The organism is Hungatella hominis, from assembly GCF_014288005.1.
GTDB lineage: Bacteria > Bacillota > Clostridia > Lachnospirales > Lachnospiraceae > Hungatella > Hungatella effluvii.
This window is the reverse complement of the sequence record NZ_JACOPB010000001.1, coordinates 440,534-454,029: the sequence shown is the minus strand read 5'-3', so window position 1 is coordinate 454,029 and position 13,496 is coordinate 440,534. Positions and strand designations below refer to the sequence as shown.

The 13,496-nt window shown below is 46.7% G+C and carries 17 protein-coding genes and 2 tRNA genes; 5 read left to right on the top strand and 14 right to left on the bottom strand.

Annotation, left to right across the window (positions count from 1 at the left end):
- Positions 1 to 37: 37 nt before the first annotated feature.
- The 11 genes from H8S75_RS02110 to H8S75_RS02060 form a co-directional block, all read right to left on the bottom strand.
- On the bottom strand, positions 38 to 517 hold the full coding sequence (locus tag H8S75_RS02110) for a short-chain dehydrogenase (RefSeq protein ID WP_187018981.1): 480 nt from the start codon (positions 515 to 517) through the stop codon (positions 38 to 40).
- 13 nt (positions 518 to 530) lie between these two features.
- Entirely contained in the window at positions 531 to 1,034 is a 504-nt protein-coding gene (locus H8S75_RS02105; RefSeq protein WP_187018979.1) for a hypothetical protein, read from the bottom strand.
- Positions 1,035 to 1,038: 4 nt separating this feature from the next.
- Positions 1,039 to 1,518 (bottom strand): DUF4860 domain-containing protein, encoded by a 480-nt coding sequence (locus H8S75_RS02100; protein ID WP_187018978.1) that lies wholly within the window; start codon positions 1,516 to 1,518, stop codon positions 1,039 to 1,041.
- A gap of 18 nt (positions 1,519 to 1,536) precedes the next feature.
- Positions 1,537 to 1,857 carry a hypothetical protein gene (locus H8S75_RS02095; RefSeq protein WP_187018976.1) on the bottom strand — a complete coding sequence of 107 codons (321 nt, stop codon included), beginning with the start codon at positions 1,855 to 1,857 and terminating at the stop codon, positions 1,537 to 1,539.
- Positions 1,858 to 1,868: 11 nt separating this feature from the next.
- Positions 1,869 to 2,921 (bottom strand): type II secretion system F family protein, encoded by a 1,053-nt coding sequence (locus H8S75_RS02090; protein ID WP_187018974.1) that lies wholly within the window; start codon positions 2,919 to 2,921, stop codon positions 1,869 to 1,871.
- Between the two features lie 29 nt (positions 2,922 to 2,950).
- The gene (locus tag H8S75_RS02085; RefSeq protein ID WP_243270150.1) at positions 2,951 to 3,961 is read right to left on the bottom strand and encodes a transglutaminase-like domain-containing protein; all 1,011 of its coding nucleotides are present in this window, start codon (positions 3,959 to 3,961) and stop codon (positions 2,951 to 2,953) included.
- A gap of 50 nt (positions 3,962 to 4,011) precedes the next feature.
- Positions 4,012 to 4,749, bottom strand: coding sequence for a 23S rRNA (guanosine(2251)-2'-O)-methyltransferase RlmB (gene rlmB / locus H8S75_RS02080; RefSeq protein WP_187018973.1), 738 nt, complete (start codon positions 4,747 to 4,749; stop codon positions 4,012 to 4,014).
- Positions 4,746 to 5,198 (bottom strand): Mini-ribonuclease 3, encoded by a 453-nt coding sequence (locus tag H8S75_RS02075; RefSeq protein ID WP_002603274.1) that lies wholly within the window; start codon positions 5,196 to 5,198, stop codon positions 4,746 to 4,748. Before H8S75_RS02075 ends, rlmB begins: the two co-directional genes overlap by 4 nt.
- Positions 5,183 to 6,586, bottom strand: coding sequence for a cysteine--tRNA ligase (cysS, locus tag H8S75_RS02070; protein WP_187018971.1), 1,404 nt, complete (start codon positions 6,584 to 6,586; stop codon positions 5,183 to 5,185). Before cysS ends, H8S75_RS02075 begins: the two co-directional genes overlap by 16 nt.
- A 17-nt stretch (positions 6,587 to 6,603) precedes the next feature.
- Positions 6,604 to 7,149, bottom strand: a complete 546-nt coding sequence (ispF, locus tag H8S75_RS02065; RefSeq protein ID WP_002603272.1) for a 2-C-methyl-D-erythritol 2,4-cyclodiphosphate synthase — start codon at positions 7,147 to 7,149, stop codon at positions 6,604 to 6,606.
- 156 nt (positions 7,150 to 7,305) lie between these two features.
- Positions 7,306 to 8,232: a diacylglycerol/lipid kinase family protein gene (locus tag H8S75_RS02060; RefSeq protein WP_187018969.1), complete on the bottom strand. Its 927-nt coding sequence runs from the start codon at positions 8,230 to 8,232 to the stop codon at positions 7,306 to 7,308.
- Between the two features lie 167 nt (positions 8,233 to 8,399).
- Here H8S75_RS02060 and H8S75_RS02055 point away from each other — a divergent pair.
- The 3 genes from H8S75_RS02055 to H8S75_RS02045 all read left to right on the top strand — a co-directional run bounded on the left by H8S75_RS02055 (position 8,400) and on the right by H8S75_RS02045 (position 9,316).
- A tRNA-Val gene (locus H8S75_RS02055) sits at positions 8,400 to 8,472 on the top strand.
- Between the two features lie 39 nt (positions 8,473 to 8,511).
- Positions 8,512 to 8,585, top strand: a tRNA-Met gene (locus tag H8S75_RS02050).
- 347 nt (positions 8,586 to 8,932) lie between these two features.
- A complete protein-coding gene (locus H8S75_RS02045) occupies positions 8,933 to 9,316 on the top strand; it encodes an NUDIX hydrolase (RefSeq protein WP_187018967.1) in 384 nt (127 codons plus the stop codon).
- 191 nt (positions 9,317 to 9,507) lie between these two features.
- Here the strand turns inward: H8S75_RS02045 and H8S75_RS02040 are convergent, their stop codons facing one another.
- Both H8S75_RS02040 and H8S75_RS02035 read right to left on the bottom strand, forming a co-directional pair.
- Entirely contained in the window at positions 9,508 to 9,669 is a 162-nt protein-coding gene (locus tag H8S75_RS02040; RefSeq protein WP_187018965.1) for a hypothetical protein, read from the bottom strand.
- 216 nt (positions 9,670 to 9,885) lie between these two features.
- Entirely contained in the window at positions 9,886 to 10,062 is a 177-nt protein-coding gene (locus H8S75_RS02035) for a hypothetical protein (protein ID WP_187018963.1), read from the bottom strand.
- A 443-nt stretch (positions 10,063 to 10,505) separates the two neighbouring features.
- Here H8S75_RS02035 and H8S75_RS02030 point away from each other — a divergent pair, with 443 nt between their 5' ends.
- Positions 10,506 to 10,967, top strand: a complete 462-nt coding sequence (locus H8S75_RS02030) for a helix-turn-helix domain-containing protein (RefSeq protein WP_055661024.1) — start codon at positions 10,506 to 10,508, stop codon at positions 10,965 to 10,967.
- A gap of 100 nt (positions 10,968 to 11,067) precedes the next feature.
- On the opposite strand, the gene H8S75_RS02025 is transcribed toward H8S75_RS02030, so the two are convergent.
- The gene (locus tag H8S75_RS02025) at positions 11,068 to 11,421 is read right to left on the bottom strand and encodes a hypothetical protein (protein ID WP_187018962.1); all 354 of its coding nucleotides are present in this window, start codon (positions 11,419 to 11,421) and stop codon (positions 11,068 to 11,070) included.
- 240 nt (positions 11,422 to 11,661) lie between these two features.
- On the opposite strand from H8S75_RS02025, the gene H8S75_RS02020 reads away from it, so the two are divergent.
- The gene (locus H8S75_RS02020; RefSeq protein WP_187018960.1) at positions 11,662 to 12,630 is read left to right on the top strand and encodes an alpha/beta fold hydrolase; all 969 of its coding nucleotides are present in this window, start codon (positions 11,662 to 11,664) and stop codon (positions 12,628 to 12,630) included.
- The last annotated feature ends 866 nt before the right edge of the window (positions 12,631 to 13,496 follow it).

Below are 13,496 nucleotides of genomic sequence, written 5' to 3'. Positions count from 1 at the left end.
TCCCTGTCTTTCTTTCCCGCCGGAATCCGCAAACGGACTATTTCTGTTCTGTATCAGCCGTTCCGCCCCATACCGGCATGGAGTCATCTATTTCGTAATCTTCCGTCTGTATCACGTTCCATTTCGCCACACGCACCGAGCCTTCCCCGTCCAAATCCGGTTCCAGCTCAATATGAAGTGCCTGCGCACGCTCCATGGCCACTTCCGTCACCGCCGCGCCGCCTCTGTAGTATTCTCCCAGTGCCTTCTCAAGCAGCGCAAGGCGCTCCTCATGCCCTGAGGCATTGGTACAGGCCGCCTTCACTTCCCCTGCCACCATGCGGTAGAATGCCTCGCCTTCCGTATCGGCCCTGTAATACTCCGTAACTGCGTCCGCGTTTCTGTTTGCAAGGCTTAAATCACTCTTTGCGGAGGTCAGGGACAGCATACCGAACGTGACGAGACACATGACGATAAAAATCAGTATCAGAGAAGAACTTCCAATATTCGCCTTAAATCCGCTCTCCTGTTTAGCCATCTGTTTCCTCCTGTCACCCCTGCTCTCTCTCGTGGCGGCTTACAGAGAGCGTGTAGACGCTGTTTTTCTCACGGCTGACGGTTATCTCCGCCGAACTCTCCGCTTCGTCCGCCGAAAGCACTGCTGTGTAAATCTTTCCACTCGCACTTCCGTCTCCGCCGCCCTCCGGAATGTTTTCCGCAAGGTTTCCATTTTTATCAAATTCCATCACATACCGGTTCCCGGAGGCTTCATCATCATCTGTTTTGAATGCGTCATCGCCGTCTGCTCCAGAGGCGTCGTCCTGTGAAGAGACACTGGCGCCAAAACGCTGTTTCAGTCCCTCCGGTCCCTCCAGCTTCCATACCTCGGCCACGCTCTGGGCAATCAGTACCGACTGGTTCAAATCTGCGGCGTCCCGGCTCATCCGGTCCCCTTTCACGAAGACCATGATGCAGACGCTGGAGCAGAGAATGAAGAAGAAGACCACCATGATCATCTCCATCATAAATATACCCGAATGCTGTTTCCTGCTCATCCTTTCATCCTCCGCTTCTTAAAGACAGCCAGATCCGGCCGCCTCCATCGCCACTGGTTGAGACGGAAAGCAATTCCCCCTCCATGGACATGGCCACTTCGTCGCACTCCAGAATCTCATAGCCGTCATTTACGCCCAGACCGCTCTCCGTATCGGTGAACAGCTCCCAAAGCTTTCCATCTCTATAGTATATATAAGTCACGTATTCAGAACCGTTTATCTCCTGCTTCAACTGTAGGACTGTGATACCCTCCATCTCGGTCAGTCCCACCATTCCGTCCTCGTCGCCCTGCCTTACCTTGTTGGCAATATAGCTCAGAGCCACATCGCCGCGGTAGGTCGACTCCGTCCTGGCATTGATATTCTCGTAGACCTTCCCTCCGATCAAAACCGCAAACAGCGCACAGAGCACAAATACGAGGAACAGAAGCATGGTAAACAATGTATTCACCAGCTGTCCCTTATGATCATTTCTGCGGCCCATCCGCGCACCTCCCAGCTATTATTCATGAAGATTGACCGTAATATCCGGCATGAAGTTGGACGCGAATCCGCTGTAAAACACATCATACTTATTCCGGTCAATCAAAATCCCGTAATTTTCCTCCAGATAATCCACACTGGGCGGATATCTGCCTTCAATGGCGTAGCACTGCACGGAAGCTCTCCGTATGGCATCCCGCAGCGTATCCGCACCTCTCGCATCGGCCTTCTTTGAAAAGGACATGATTCCCGTTACAAAAAGCGCCAGCACGCACAGAAATACCAGTACGGACAGGACGTAGCCATAAATTTCCTTCCCTGTCTGTTTCCATCTTTTCATCGGCTCACCTCTTATCCAATGGCTGAAAGCACACCGACTAACGGCAGCATGACAGAGAGAAGAATCAGACCGACAGCCACAGCGAGAACGGCTACCATCGTCGGTTCAAGCCGGTTCACCATGTTGTCCAGCGCCGTATCTGCTTCCTCTTCGCAGCTTCTGGATATCTCCTCCATCACCTCATCCAGGCGGCCGCTTCTGACGCCCACCTTGATCATCTGAACATGGAATCCGCCAAACAGACCGGTGTTCTTCATAGCGCTGTAATAATCGGTTCCTGTCTCCAGTTCCTCTCCGCAGGCCTTGATCTTTTCCTCTACCGCAGGATTTTCCACCAGCTCAGCCGCCAGCTCCATGCCCTTTTCCAGCTCCAGACCGCTGTGTAGCGTCAGAGCCAGCACAGAAGTAAATCTGCGGTTCGCCACCGCCAGCGCGATCCGGCTCTTTCTCTTAAAACGGTCCATCATGTGCTGAGCCGCCTGTATCTTTTTGCCGCCTCTTCCCATGAGCCAGATAACGAAAGCCGCCGCGGCCAGAAGAATCCCCGCAATAAGAGCCACTCCGCTGAATATGCCGCCCAGTCTCGTCGCCGCCATAGATACAGGGCTGAGACGCGCTCCCAGCTGCTCATAAACACTTTCAAAAATAGGCATTACCTTCGTAAACAAGACGAACAGGACAACCAAAAGCATAAAAATCATGATGACCGGATACGTCACCGCGTTTTTGATACTTTTCATCAGAGTGTATTCTTTTTCATAGTACTCTGAAAGAGACGCCATCATCTGATCCAGGGTTCCTGTTTCCTCGCCCAGCTTCGCCATCCGGATCACATAAGACGGATAACTTCCTACCTGCTCCAGAACGACAGAAAACGGGCTTCCCAGCTCCACTTCCTCAGACATATGTAACAGAATCTTTTTCTCCTCTTCATCTGCCGCATCCTCCGCCATAACAGGCAATCCCTCGTCAAGAGGGATTGCCGCGCGAAGCAGAAGAGATATCTGAAGACAGAAAGCCGAAAGCTCCCGGGCGGAATAATGTTTTTTCAATTCCTTCGCCATGTATCGCTTCTCCTTTATGATATGAAATTTTAATAAGAGTATTTTGCTTTATAATTCGAGCTGTTCTTGATATACTCTTCAATCGCCGGATCTCCCTTGCCGGAGGAGGCGAATGTCGGATCCATCAGTTTCCAGTCATGGCCGTCAAAGTAGATGATATTGTCCACCCAGCCCTGGCCCTCGATATAAACATTAATCCATGCGTGATACAGACTGCCCGTATATCCCACCACCAGCTTGGTCGGAATATTCTGGGAACGCAGCATCGCCGTCATAACCGCAGCGTAATCAAAACAGATTCCCTTTTTCTGAGACAGGATAGAATCGCAGTTCGGAAGATATCCGGACTGAACGGAGTTGGCTTTTGCCGTATCATATGTAATGTTGGTGACCACATAATTGTAAACGGACGAGACAACCTCCAGCGCATCCGCAGAAGACGCGGCCACCTCTGCGCCCTTCTTTACTACGCTGCTGTCCGCAGTGAAATTCACATACTGATTTGGATATAAGAACGGTGCAAACTGGTCTGCAAGAGATACGGACAGATCCTGGCTGAACTTCACCGCATACTGGTTGCCCTGTACCTGTTCCAACACTCTCACCGTATAGCTGCCGTTGCCTTCCGACATCGGGAACACCTCATAGGCAGATCTGGCATTTAAATCATACGTATACGTCTCTCCGCCGCTTTTGATCACCTGAACCTTGATCTTGGAAGAGCCTCCCGTATACTGCACCATCACATAGCCCTGGGACAGATTGGACGCATCCAGTGTCACAGAGTTATTGCTGTAAGTCGTCGTACCGGAAGCCTGCGGCGTTCTCACGTTGCTCCCTGCCGGCTTTGAATACAGCGGAACCGCTTCCTCTTCGACAGTCACGACAGCCAGGCTCTCCGGTTCTTCAGCCAGCGCAGCCGTACTCTCTGCGGCAATCGTCTGCGATTCAGCCACAGATGCCTTCTGGCTCTGGCAGCCGCTCACCGACACCATAAGCGCGGTGCAGGCGGTCAGAACCACAATTCTATTCTTCTTCATCTTTCTTCATCTCCATCTCACATAGAAACAGGCCCTGGTGCCGGGCGGCACTAGCCCAGACGCTGTCTGACGATCTCGTAAGCGAGCACACCCGCGGCCACGGAAGCATTCAGCGAGTCGATATCGCCCTTCATGGGGATCGATGCAACCATGTCGCATTTTTCCCTGACGAGTCTTCCCACACCGTCTCCTTCGCCGCCGATCACCAGACCGACAGGCCCTTTTAAATTCAGCCGGTACATCAGTTCGCCGTTCATATCCGCACAGACGAACCAAAGTCCCTTTTCCTTCAACTCTTCAATCGTGGCCGCCAGGTTTGTCACCTTCGCCACCGGTGTATAGTTGAGGGCTCCCGCTGAGGTCTTTGCCACTACCGCAGTAAGGCCGGAAGCGCGGCGTTTTGGAATAATCACTCCATGGGCCCCCGCTAAGTTAGCCGTACGGATGATCGCGCCCAGATTATGGGGATCCTCAATCCCATCCAGCAGGAAAATAAACGGTGGTTCCCCTTTTTCCTCAGCCGCCTTCAAAATGTCTTCTACTTCAGCATATTCATAAGCCGCAGCATGTGCGATCACTCCCTGGTGATGGCCTTCCTCCGACATCTGATTCAAACGTTCCCTGGAAACGAAATTCACGATCGTATCCTGTTTTTTCGCCTCTCTGATAATGGACTGGATAGGACCGTCCTTTACACCATCCTGCACATAAAGCTTATCAATGGTCTTTCCCGCACGGAATGCCTCCAGCACGGCGTTTCTTCCTTCTATTATAAATTCTTCCGTCATTCCAGTTCTCCTATTTTCTCAAATCCGTGGCTGATCAGTGTGACCAGCCGCTCCAGACGGCCCGTCAGGTAGAGGTAACCGCAAAGCGCCTCAAAGCCCGTAGCCGTTCTGTAGTCCACCACGGTCGCATGCTTCGCCGTCGTCACCGACTTAGCATTGCGTCCACGTTTGTAGACCGCCGTCTCTTCTTCGGTAAGCTCTTCCAAAATGAGCCGTATCATCTCTGCCTGAGTACCTGCATTGACCAGCGACGCACTCTTCTTATGCATCTTGTTCACCTGAATGCTTCCATGATTGATCACCATGGTGCGGACAATCAGTTCATAAACGGCATCTCCGATATAGGCCAGCGCCAGCGGAGAATACGTCCTCGGATCCATCTCCTTCAGCCTCAGCGCCTCATTGCAAAAGGTCTGGAAACCGACCTCTTCTCTTACGCCCTCTTCCATTTTACACCTTCTCTGGTGTCTTCCAGAACGATTCCCCTTAAAAGAAGCTGTCCGCGAATCTCATCGGCCAGCGCGAAATTCTTATCCTTTCTCGCCTGCTGTCTCGCCGCAATCATCTCTTCGATCTCAGAATCCAGTATCTCTTCCTTTTTCTCGGTGACGATGCCCAGCACGTCGCACAGCTTTTCGATGGTCTCTTTCAAATATACTACATAAGCCCTGGAACTGTCTGGCCCTGCTGTGGAATTGCTCAGCTTGACGAGTTCAAAGACAGCAGAAATACCATCTGCGGTGTTAAAATCGTCATCCATGGCTGCCTCATACTTTGCAACCAGCTCGTCAACAGCTTCCCTGCTCTCGCCTTCTTTAAACGAATCGCCTGCCGCGCTGCTCTCCAGATCCTTAAGCTTTTGAACCGCAGTCAGAATTCGCTCTAATCCATTCTTGGAAGATTCCATCAGCTCCGCACTGAAATTCAGCGGGCTTCTGTAGTGAGCGCTCAGCATAAAGAAACGAAGCACCGATAAATCATACTTCTCGCTGATCTCCCTGACAGTAAAGAAATTGCCCAGGGATTTCGACATCTTCCTGTTATCAATATTTAAAAATGCATTGTGCATCCAGTATTTTGCAAACTCTTTGCCGTTAGCCGACTCACTCTGAGCAATCTCATTCTCATGATGCGGAAAGACAAGGTCCTCTCCGCCCGCATGGATATCGATCTGGTCGCCCAAATACTTCTTGGACATGACAGAACACTCGATATGCCAGCCAGGACGTCCCTCGCACCATGGGGACTCCCAGTAAGGTTCCCCTTCTTTTTTGGGCTTCCAGAGAACAAAATCCGTCGGATCCTCTTTGCCTTCCTCTCCCGTCACCTTGATCTCACGGAAGCCGGACTGCAGATCCTCGATATTCTTATGGGACAGCTTTCCATAGCCGTCAAATGATTTTGTACGGAAATAAACGGTTCCGTCGGCTGCCACGTAAGCATGGCCGCTCTCGATCAGACTGCCGATCATATCCAGCATCCCGCAGATTTCCTCTGTAGCGAGCGGATTCTTCGTGGCCGGCTTCACATTCAGTCCTTCCATGTCCTTCTTGCATTCTTCGATATAACGCTTGGAAATGGTATCAGCATCCACGCCCTCTTCAATGGCCTTCTTTATGATCTTATCGTCCACATCGGTAAAGTTGGAAACAAAATTCACCTCGTAGCCCTTGTATTCAAAATACCGTCTGACCGTATCAAACACGATCATCGGCCTCGCATTTCCTATATGAATGAAGTTGTATACCGTCGGTCCGCAGACATACATCTTGACCTTTCCCGGTTCCAGCGGCACAAATTCTTCCTTCTGCCTCGTCAATGTATTAAAAATTTTCATAGTTCCCTCCTGTTTGATTATTTCCCGCAGCAGCCACCACTACAGCCCTGACAGCCGCTGTCCATGATTTTATCATCATAACAGTAATCCCCCACTGTCGTCAATAAGGTAATTGCCTGTGCTGAAATTCCTTCCCCGCTGCCCGTAAAGCCCAGACCTTCCTCGGTCGTTGCCTTTACGCTGACGCGGTCTGCCGGTATTCCAAGGGCGGCAGCGATATTCTCCGCCATCTGCGGTCTGTAATCCTTAAGTTTGGGCCTCTGAGCAATGATTGTCGCATCGATGTTCTCGATCACGTACCCCTTCTCTTCAAGAAGCGTTCCGACGCGCTTTAAGAGTTCCACGCTGGATATTCCCTTATAAGCCGGATCCGTATCCGGAAAATGTTCCCCGATATCCCCCAGCGCCGCCGCGCCGAGCAGGGCGTCCATCACCGCGTGAACTAACACGTCCGCGTCAGAATGGCCTAAAAGTCCTTTTTCATAGGGGACCTTTACTCCTCCGAGAATCAAATCTCTTCCGTCCGTCAATTTGTGTACATCGTATCCCTGTCCGATTCTCATATGATATCTTAATATCCTTTCTGAAATCTGTATATTTATTTTAATTTACATTCTAAGTCCAGAATACAAAAAACAGAATAACATAGCAGCTGTGCTGCCATTTTATCCGGTTGCCAGGATTAAAATTAAATTCTGACTGTATTTCTAAATAAAATATTAAACAATCATGCGGACCGCCTTTTTGATACAGCGCAGCTGTATGTCGTTCTGACAGAAACAGCTCTCTCCATCCACATGAACCGCCATCGGCTTATCCACATGAACCATGGCCTCCCCGCATGTATAAAACCGGGTTCCCTTATTATGGGACTGCCTTCCAAACATGGAGTTTAAAAGCACCGGTATTAGTTTTCTCTTTTTTCTGTTATTCATTACACAAATGGAAAGTTTTCCATCGTCATAGCTGGCATCCGGCGCAAATTTAAAACCGCCGCCTTCATACGGATGAATATGTGCGGAAATAAAATAGGCATGATTAAACTCCACCTTCTGAACTCCATCCAACAGCAAATAGCCCTTAGCAGGCTTTGCAAGCAAGAGCTGTTTGACACCGATCAAAAGATAGGTCAGCTTTCCTATATGAAGCTTATTTAAAATTCCCTTTGTCCTGGAATAAAGAATGTTATGACAAACCGCCGCATCCATGCCAATACCTGCGCTGACCATAAATCTTCTGCAGGAAATCTCATCTCCTCCATATGTAAGCACTCCGTAATCCAACTGCTTATGGTACTTTGGAGACAGAATCTTCTTTAGACAGCGTCCCGGTTTTCTCGGCAATTTCAAGCTTCTAGCTAAATCATTGCCTGAACCGGCAGGAATATAACCTAAGGTAACGGGGCTGCAGAAAGAAAGACCATCCAGAATCTCGTTGACAGTGCCATCCCCGCCGACTGCAACGATTACGTGCGGTTCCCTGCACCCTTCTGTCAGCTTTCTGGCAAAAACCTTCGCATCTCCCGGCTTCTCAGTTATATACGCCTGATACTGGGCGTTCTCACGCTCCAGAATCCTTTCCAGTTTTTTCCATACGTTCTTCCCCCGCCCGCATCGCGCGTTTGGGTTTATGATAAAATAGTACATGGAATCCCTCCACCATTTGCTAATCTTAAGTATATCATAAATCATATAAAATGAATAATAAAATTTTCTTAAAAATATTTCCAAAAAAGTGTTGACAATTTACACAATTCATATTATACTAGCAAAGCAGTCGGGAACACAGAAACAAAAAGTTCTGAGACAAGCATGGGATCTTAGCTCAGCTGGGAGAGCATCTGCCTTACAAGCAGAGGGTCACAGGTTCGAGCCCTGTAGGTCCCACTGATAAATAAACTACTTATTTATCAAACAATTTCATATGGCGGAATAGCTCAGTTGGCTAGAGCACACGGTTCATACCCGTGGTGTCGAGAGTTCAAATCTCCCTTCCGCTACTCTTTCGAGCCCTGAAAGCCTTGATTTTATTAGGTTTTTAGGGCTTTTGTTTTAAAATGTTTTGATAACTTTTGATTTGGACTAACAACTCAAAGGCCCCTATCGGAGTAAGTGTTAACTTTGAATATGCTGATGATGTACATTATAATTTAAGCTATTCTGATTGGATACGGTTTCTTGAGAATTATTTATATATCGATTCGGAAGAACATAATATATCAATGCATAACTTCTTTTCAATATCAGACTGCTTTAACTTTGAAGATTCACTTAAAGAATGTGATATATCATATGACAAAATAGCATTTTGGGAGTCAGATAAAATATTATGTAACGAGGTTAAAGGATGTATCCTAATGTAACAGGTGCATTTGCAATAATCACTGTAAATGGTATGTTCTTAATAGGATATAATTCATGGAGAGGTCAATGGGAGTTTCCAGCCGGAGGAATTGAAGAAAAAGAAACAGCAAGGCAAGCTGCAGTTAGAGAGCTATTTGAAGAAACACATCAAACAGTGGATAAATTAGTATTTAAAGGGCTGTTTAAAGTAAAAACAGCAAAAAAGGATATAATATACCAAGCTGCGTATTATGGAAAATTAGATGCTCTCAGGCCGTTCGTAAGCGGAGCAAATGACGAAATGGCAGAGATAATGTTATGGGACGGGCTGGAGGATATAGGCTATGTTGAAAGGGTGGTTTTTCTATGCCCGTTCCTGGGACTTTAAATAAAATGCTACTTACGATTATCAAAAATAAAGATAAGCTACAGATAGTTCACAGCCTTCTTTTATACCGGTTTTGACTCTTCCGGAAACTTCAGGCTGTGAATCTTCGGTCAGACGCTCATGGCTGTCTATTCCCATAATCCTTTCCAGCAGATAGCATCTCTCTCCGGTCTCCTTGCGTTTAAACAGTGTTATCGGAACGAGACTTTACCCAGTGATGTAACTAGTTTCTTTTGGCCTGTTTTTACAATCTCACAGTCTTCCAGGGTCTCTCGGATGATATCCAGCCCAAGCAAAATCACCTCGTCACGGATTCCATAGATAAATGCTGCCATATCCTTTGGATTCTTCATAAAGCCTTCGATTTGTGTCGTTTGGTTTCGTCGCCAATATAATAACACAAAACTGGTGTTTTTTACGCTAGCTATCACGATATTTGGACGGACCGCAAAAAGATACAACTCTGCAGAACTATTGAAAGAAAAGCGAATACCATAGGCTACTCTCTTATTTTCGATCATTTTAACCCTATATATTTGTATACTGCGAGAGAAACTGATTCAAGATGCTTATAACGGCCTGTTGATCTGGATTTTCCCATCGGCCCTTAAAGCTTCCATTATAGAGAATACCTTATCATGCGGTATATACAGTTCATTTGAAATTTGATATGTTGTTGGCGTATACCCGTGTTTTTTCGTAAACTCCTCTGTAAATAACAAAACTCTGTCTCTATTATTATTCATAGCAAAATACCTCGTATATCCATAATATACGAAAAGTATTCACAGAAATAGTTCTTTTATTCAAAAACTGTTACAGATACAGATATGAATATTCGGTTAGACGCCCGAGTTCTTTCGTGCGAAAGTATTACTATCGGTGCTGCCAAACCAGCCGCCAATCCCTGAAAGGTGCGTTTATAACAGGACTTCCTAAAATTATCATGATCGCGAAATACCTGCCAGCCTGCCTCGGTAAAAAACAGATTATATTTCCTGTTGTTATGCTCATTGCAAACCTGCTTCACCCAACCTTTTTGCTTCAGCTTACGGATAATCTGACTGTTTACACTTGAATTGTGCTCTGCTCTATTATATACGAAAATAAATTCTCCCCCTCCATCCATTCGACATTTATTTACATTTTTTTCCATTTCTGCTATAATTCATTATGGAGGGTTGCACAAATGGTAAACAATAAAATCTTAATGTATATGAAGCTAAAGGATATTAATAAAACACAGCTATCTGCTTTAACAGGTATCCCAGCTACCACTCTTAATCGAATTATCAACGGAACTGTCATCAATGTAAAAACCGCTTACATGGAGACCATCGCGAAGGCACTGGGAACGACGATCTACAATCTATTTGATTTACCAGAACTGAACCAACCTCTCATTACTGCATTGAGACCCGAAGAAGCAGGAACCGTAGTCGAAAAGCTGTTATCTGAAGAAGAGTCGCTGCTGCTCTACTGGTTCCAAAACTCATCTCAGGATTCCCGCGCCTCGATCTTAATGAAGGCTAGAAATGAATATTACGTAACACAGAGGGAAATCAACGAAAAGCTGTCGGTCGGTAAACCTTTTGTGGCTGATACTGAGGATTACAATCAAATTGAATTCAATTTTAAGCATCCGAATTAGCCGGGTGCTTTTTATTTCTGATTCTTTACGATTCTCTGAACGGACTTCTTCCGGCACATGGGGAACCATATGCTGGAAACTGCAAATCGCGCCCGATCGCTCAGGCAGAATACTCCCCATTGTACTCATCACATCCGGTAACCGCAGCAAAATCGATATGATACGGGAAGTAGACATTTCTGCATTGCGGCAGACTGTCCTCCAGAAAACAGAGGATATCCTCCGTCATATTTTTCGAAAAATACTTTTCATTTAACACTCCGCTCATAACAGCATCATCGCCGATATACTGTACAAGCAAAAAACCGTAACTCGGTTCTGCAATCACCAAATCATGGAGAGAACCGCCAAAGTCTTCATTTTTGCTGTCATAGAAACGGATCATACAAGAGCTTTCGGCCGGAAAAAATTCTGCGTCAAAAGAATGTCCGCAGCTCTCAAACGTCTTTTTCATTTGAGCCTCCTTATTCTGTGATTGATTGAACTCTTCTGGATTCTATTATAGCCTATACATGAGAATCAGCCAATCACAAATTGCCGTCTCTGCTTCCAGAGTCCGCAAACCATGAAGATTGCCCCAATGTCACGCTGCAATGGAAATATATTAGTCAATGCAACCGAAAGTTGCCCGTCAGGCAGTTACAGCAACTGGGCCTTATGTGATAGACTAAAATGGTTGAGGAGGTAATAACAAATGCGTTTAAGACGACGAATCCTAAGAATTATACTATTTCTGCTGGCAGTACCTGTAATCCTCTGCGGGGCCTTATATGGCTTTCATAAAATCAGTCTATGGGACGAAAGCAGAAACTATCCGCCTGTCGGAAAAATGGTGGAAGTAAATGGCCACCAGATGCATGTGTATGGCGAAGGCAATGGCAATGAAACACTTGTATTTCTGTCCGGCTCGGGAACTGCTGCCCCTGCTCTGGATTTTAAGGCGCTCTACAGCAGATTAAGCGATCAGTACCACATCGTAGTCGTGGAAAGAGCCGGTTATGGGTTCAGCGAGACCGCTGACGTTCCCAGGGATATCGATACCGTGCTGGAGGAGACACGCTCGGCCCTGACGCTGTCCGGGGAAAATGGTCCCTATATTCTGTTTCCTCACTCTTTGTCCGGCATCGAAGCGCTCTATTGGGGACAGAAATATCCCGATGAGGTAAAAGCCATCATCGGCCTTGATGCCGCAGTGCCCACCCTTTATCTTTCCTGGGGAAAGCAATTGCTGGAGGACACCGCCGATCATATGAAACTGCTTTCGTTCTTTTACCGGTCCGGTCTGGTGCGGCTTCAGCCTGAAATCTACAATACGGACCCGGCCATGACTATGGATGTCTTATCTGATGAAGAAAAGGGAATGTACAGAGCGGTTGTTATGCGCAGCTTTATGACCGGCAGCATGGCTGACGAGGCCAGATCCTGTTATGATAATGCCGTAAACGTTGACAGTCTGGGTAAACCCGTAAAAATCCCTGTTTACTATTTCATTTCCGATGGTTCCCAGGTAACTCCCGGCTGGTGGGATACTGTAACAGATTATCTTTCATCCTTTGAGAATGCCCACTATATGTTTTTAGACTGCGGCCACTACGTTCACGACGAAATGCCGGATGTGATCGCAGGAGAAAGTATAAATTTTATGAAATCTCTTACAAAATAAGGGGAACACACCTTCAATATGACAGGCTTCTCTACTCACCGCCCTCACTTTTTGTATCCATTTCGTTCATTGTATGTTAAAATCATTTTAATCAGTTCGATACCTGTCTTATCACCCCCATTCCGTCCCGTATATCACAAGTTAGGTCTCCATGATATAGATGTGGAGCAGACGGTTAATAGCCTTAGGTTTACGCCGATGGAATGGAAAAGATAGTGTTGCCTATGTTCTGCGAAGGCATGTAATTTCCAATAAGGAGATCTTATGAAATCACAACTTACCTACCATTGTCACATGAAAGAATGGGAATTATTGAAACGCTTCTCATCTTCGCAGACAGCACGTATGGACTCCTGGTACATAATCAGCCGTTACCACAATAAAAATGCAATTCCCGGAATCAGAACGATAAAAACTATAGAAAACGGAATCTATCGGTTTCACTGCACATTTCGCGTAGACTGTTCCGACTCTCTGCTTGAATTAACCTATATAAGGGACAGGTTTTTAACGTTCATTCACGCGCTTATCCTTATAATCCTGGCCGGTATTTCATGTATTGGCATCTTCAGTTTTACGCTTCCCGGCTTTTTTGGCGGGCTATGCGGTCTAGCGGTTTGTGTCCTGCTGATTTTTCTTCAGAAGCAGTTGAAAAAGCAGGCTTTCTCTAATATGGATAAATATATACAGACGTTTATTTTATCTGAGAAATCCTGACTTACCTTCCAGTGGCTTATCCTGCCCTTTATGCATGCTGCTGATGCTCTAATGTACCTGTATTCCCCACCGCTACCGTGTTGACACACCGGTTCTTTTTGTCGGCTGCGTGCTGCCTCCCCTGCAAAATCATAGGTAAAAAACAACTA

Excerpts from the sequence above, each read along its gene's own strand:
- ispF (WP_002603272.1), bottom strand. The coding sequence starts at position 7,149 with ATGAGAATCGGACAGGGATACGATGTACACAAATTGACGGACGGAAGA.
- H8S75_RS02030 (WP_055661024.1), top strand. The coding sequence starts at position 10,506 with ATGGTAAACAATAAAATCTTAATGTATATGAAGCTAAAGGATATTAAT.
- H8S75_RS02020 (WP_187018960.1), top strand. The coding sequence starts at position 11,662 with ATGCGTTTAAGACGACGAATCCTAAGAATTATACTATTTCTGCTGGCA.
- H8S75_RS02040 (WP_187018965.1), bottom strand. The coding sequence starts at position 9,669 with ATGAAGAATCCAAAGGATATGGCAGCATTTATCTATGGAATCCGTGAC.
- H8S75_RS02085 (WP_243270150.1), bottom strand. The coding sequence starts at position 3,961 with ATGAAGAAGAATAGAATTGTGGTTCTGACCGCCTGCACCGCGCTTATG.
- H8S75_RS02105 (WP_187018979.1), bottom strand. The coding sequence starts at position 1,034 with ATGAGCAGGAAACAGCATTCGGGTATATTTATGATGGAGATGATCATG.
- H8S75_RS02060 (WP_187018969.1), bottom strand. The coding sequence starts at position 8,232 with ATGTACTATTTTATCATAAACCCAAACGCGCGATGCGGGCGGGGGAAG.
- H8S75_RS02110 (WP_187018981.1), bottom strand. The coding sequence starts at position 517 with ATGGCTAAACAGGAGAGCGGATTTAAGGCGAATATTGGAAGTTCTTCT.
- cysS (WP_187018971.1), bottom strand. The coding sequence starts at position 6,586 with ATGAAAATTTTTAATACATTGACGAGGCAGAAGGAAGAATTTGTGCCG.
- H8S75_RS02035 (WP_187018963.1), bottom strand. The coding sequence starts at position 10,062 with ATGAATAATAATAGAGACAGAGTTTTGTTATTTACAGAGGAGTTTACG.
- H8S75_RS02045 (WP_187018967.1), top strand. The coding sequence starts at position 8,933 with ATGTATCCTAATGTAACAGGTGCATTTGCAATAATCACTGTAAATGGT.
- H8S75_RS02090 (WP_187018974.1), bottom strand. The coding sequence starts at position 2,921 with ATGGCGAAGGAATTGAAAAAACATTATTCCGCCCGGGAGCTTTCGGCT.
- rlmB (WP_187018973.1), bottom strand. The coding sequence starts at position 4,749 with ATGACGGAAGAATTTATAATAGAAGGAAGAAACGCCGTGCTGGAGGCA.
- H8S75_RS02075 (WP_002603274.1), bottom strand. The coding sequence starts at position 5,198 with ATGGAAGAGGGCGTAAGAGAAGAGGTCGGTTTCCAGACCTTTTGCAAT.
- H8S75_RS02025 (WP_187018962.1), bottom strand. The coding sequence starts at position 11,421 with ATGAAAAAGACGTTTGAGAGCTGCGGACATTCTTTTGACGCAGAATTT.
- H8S75_RS02095 (WP_187018976.1), bottom strand. The coding sequence starts at position 1,857 with ATGAAAAGATGGAAACAGACAGGGAAGGAAATTTATGGCTACGTCCTG.
- H8S75_RS02100 (WP_187018978.1), bottom strand. The coding sequence starts at position 1,518 with ATGGGCCGCAGAAATGATCATAAGGGACAGCTGGTGAATACATTGTTT.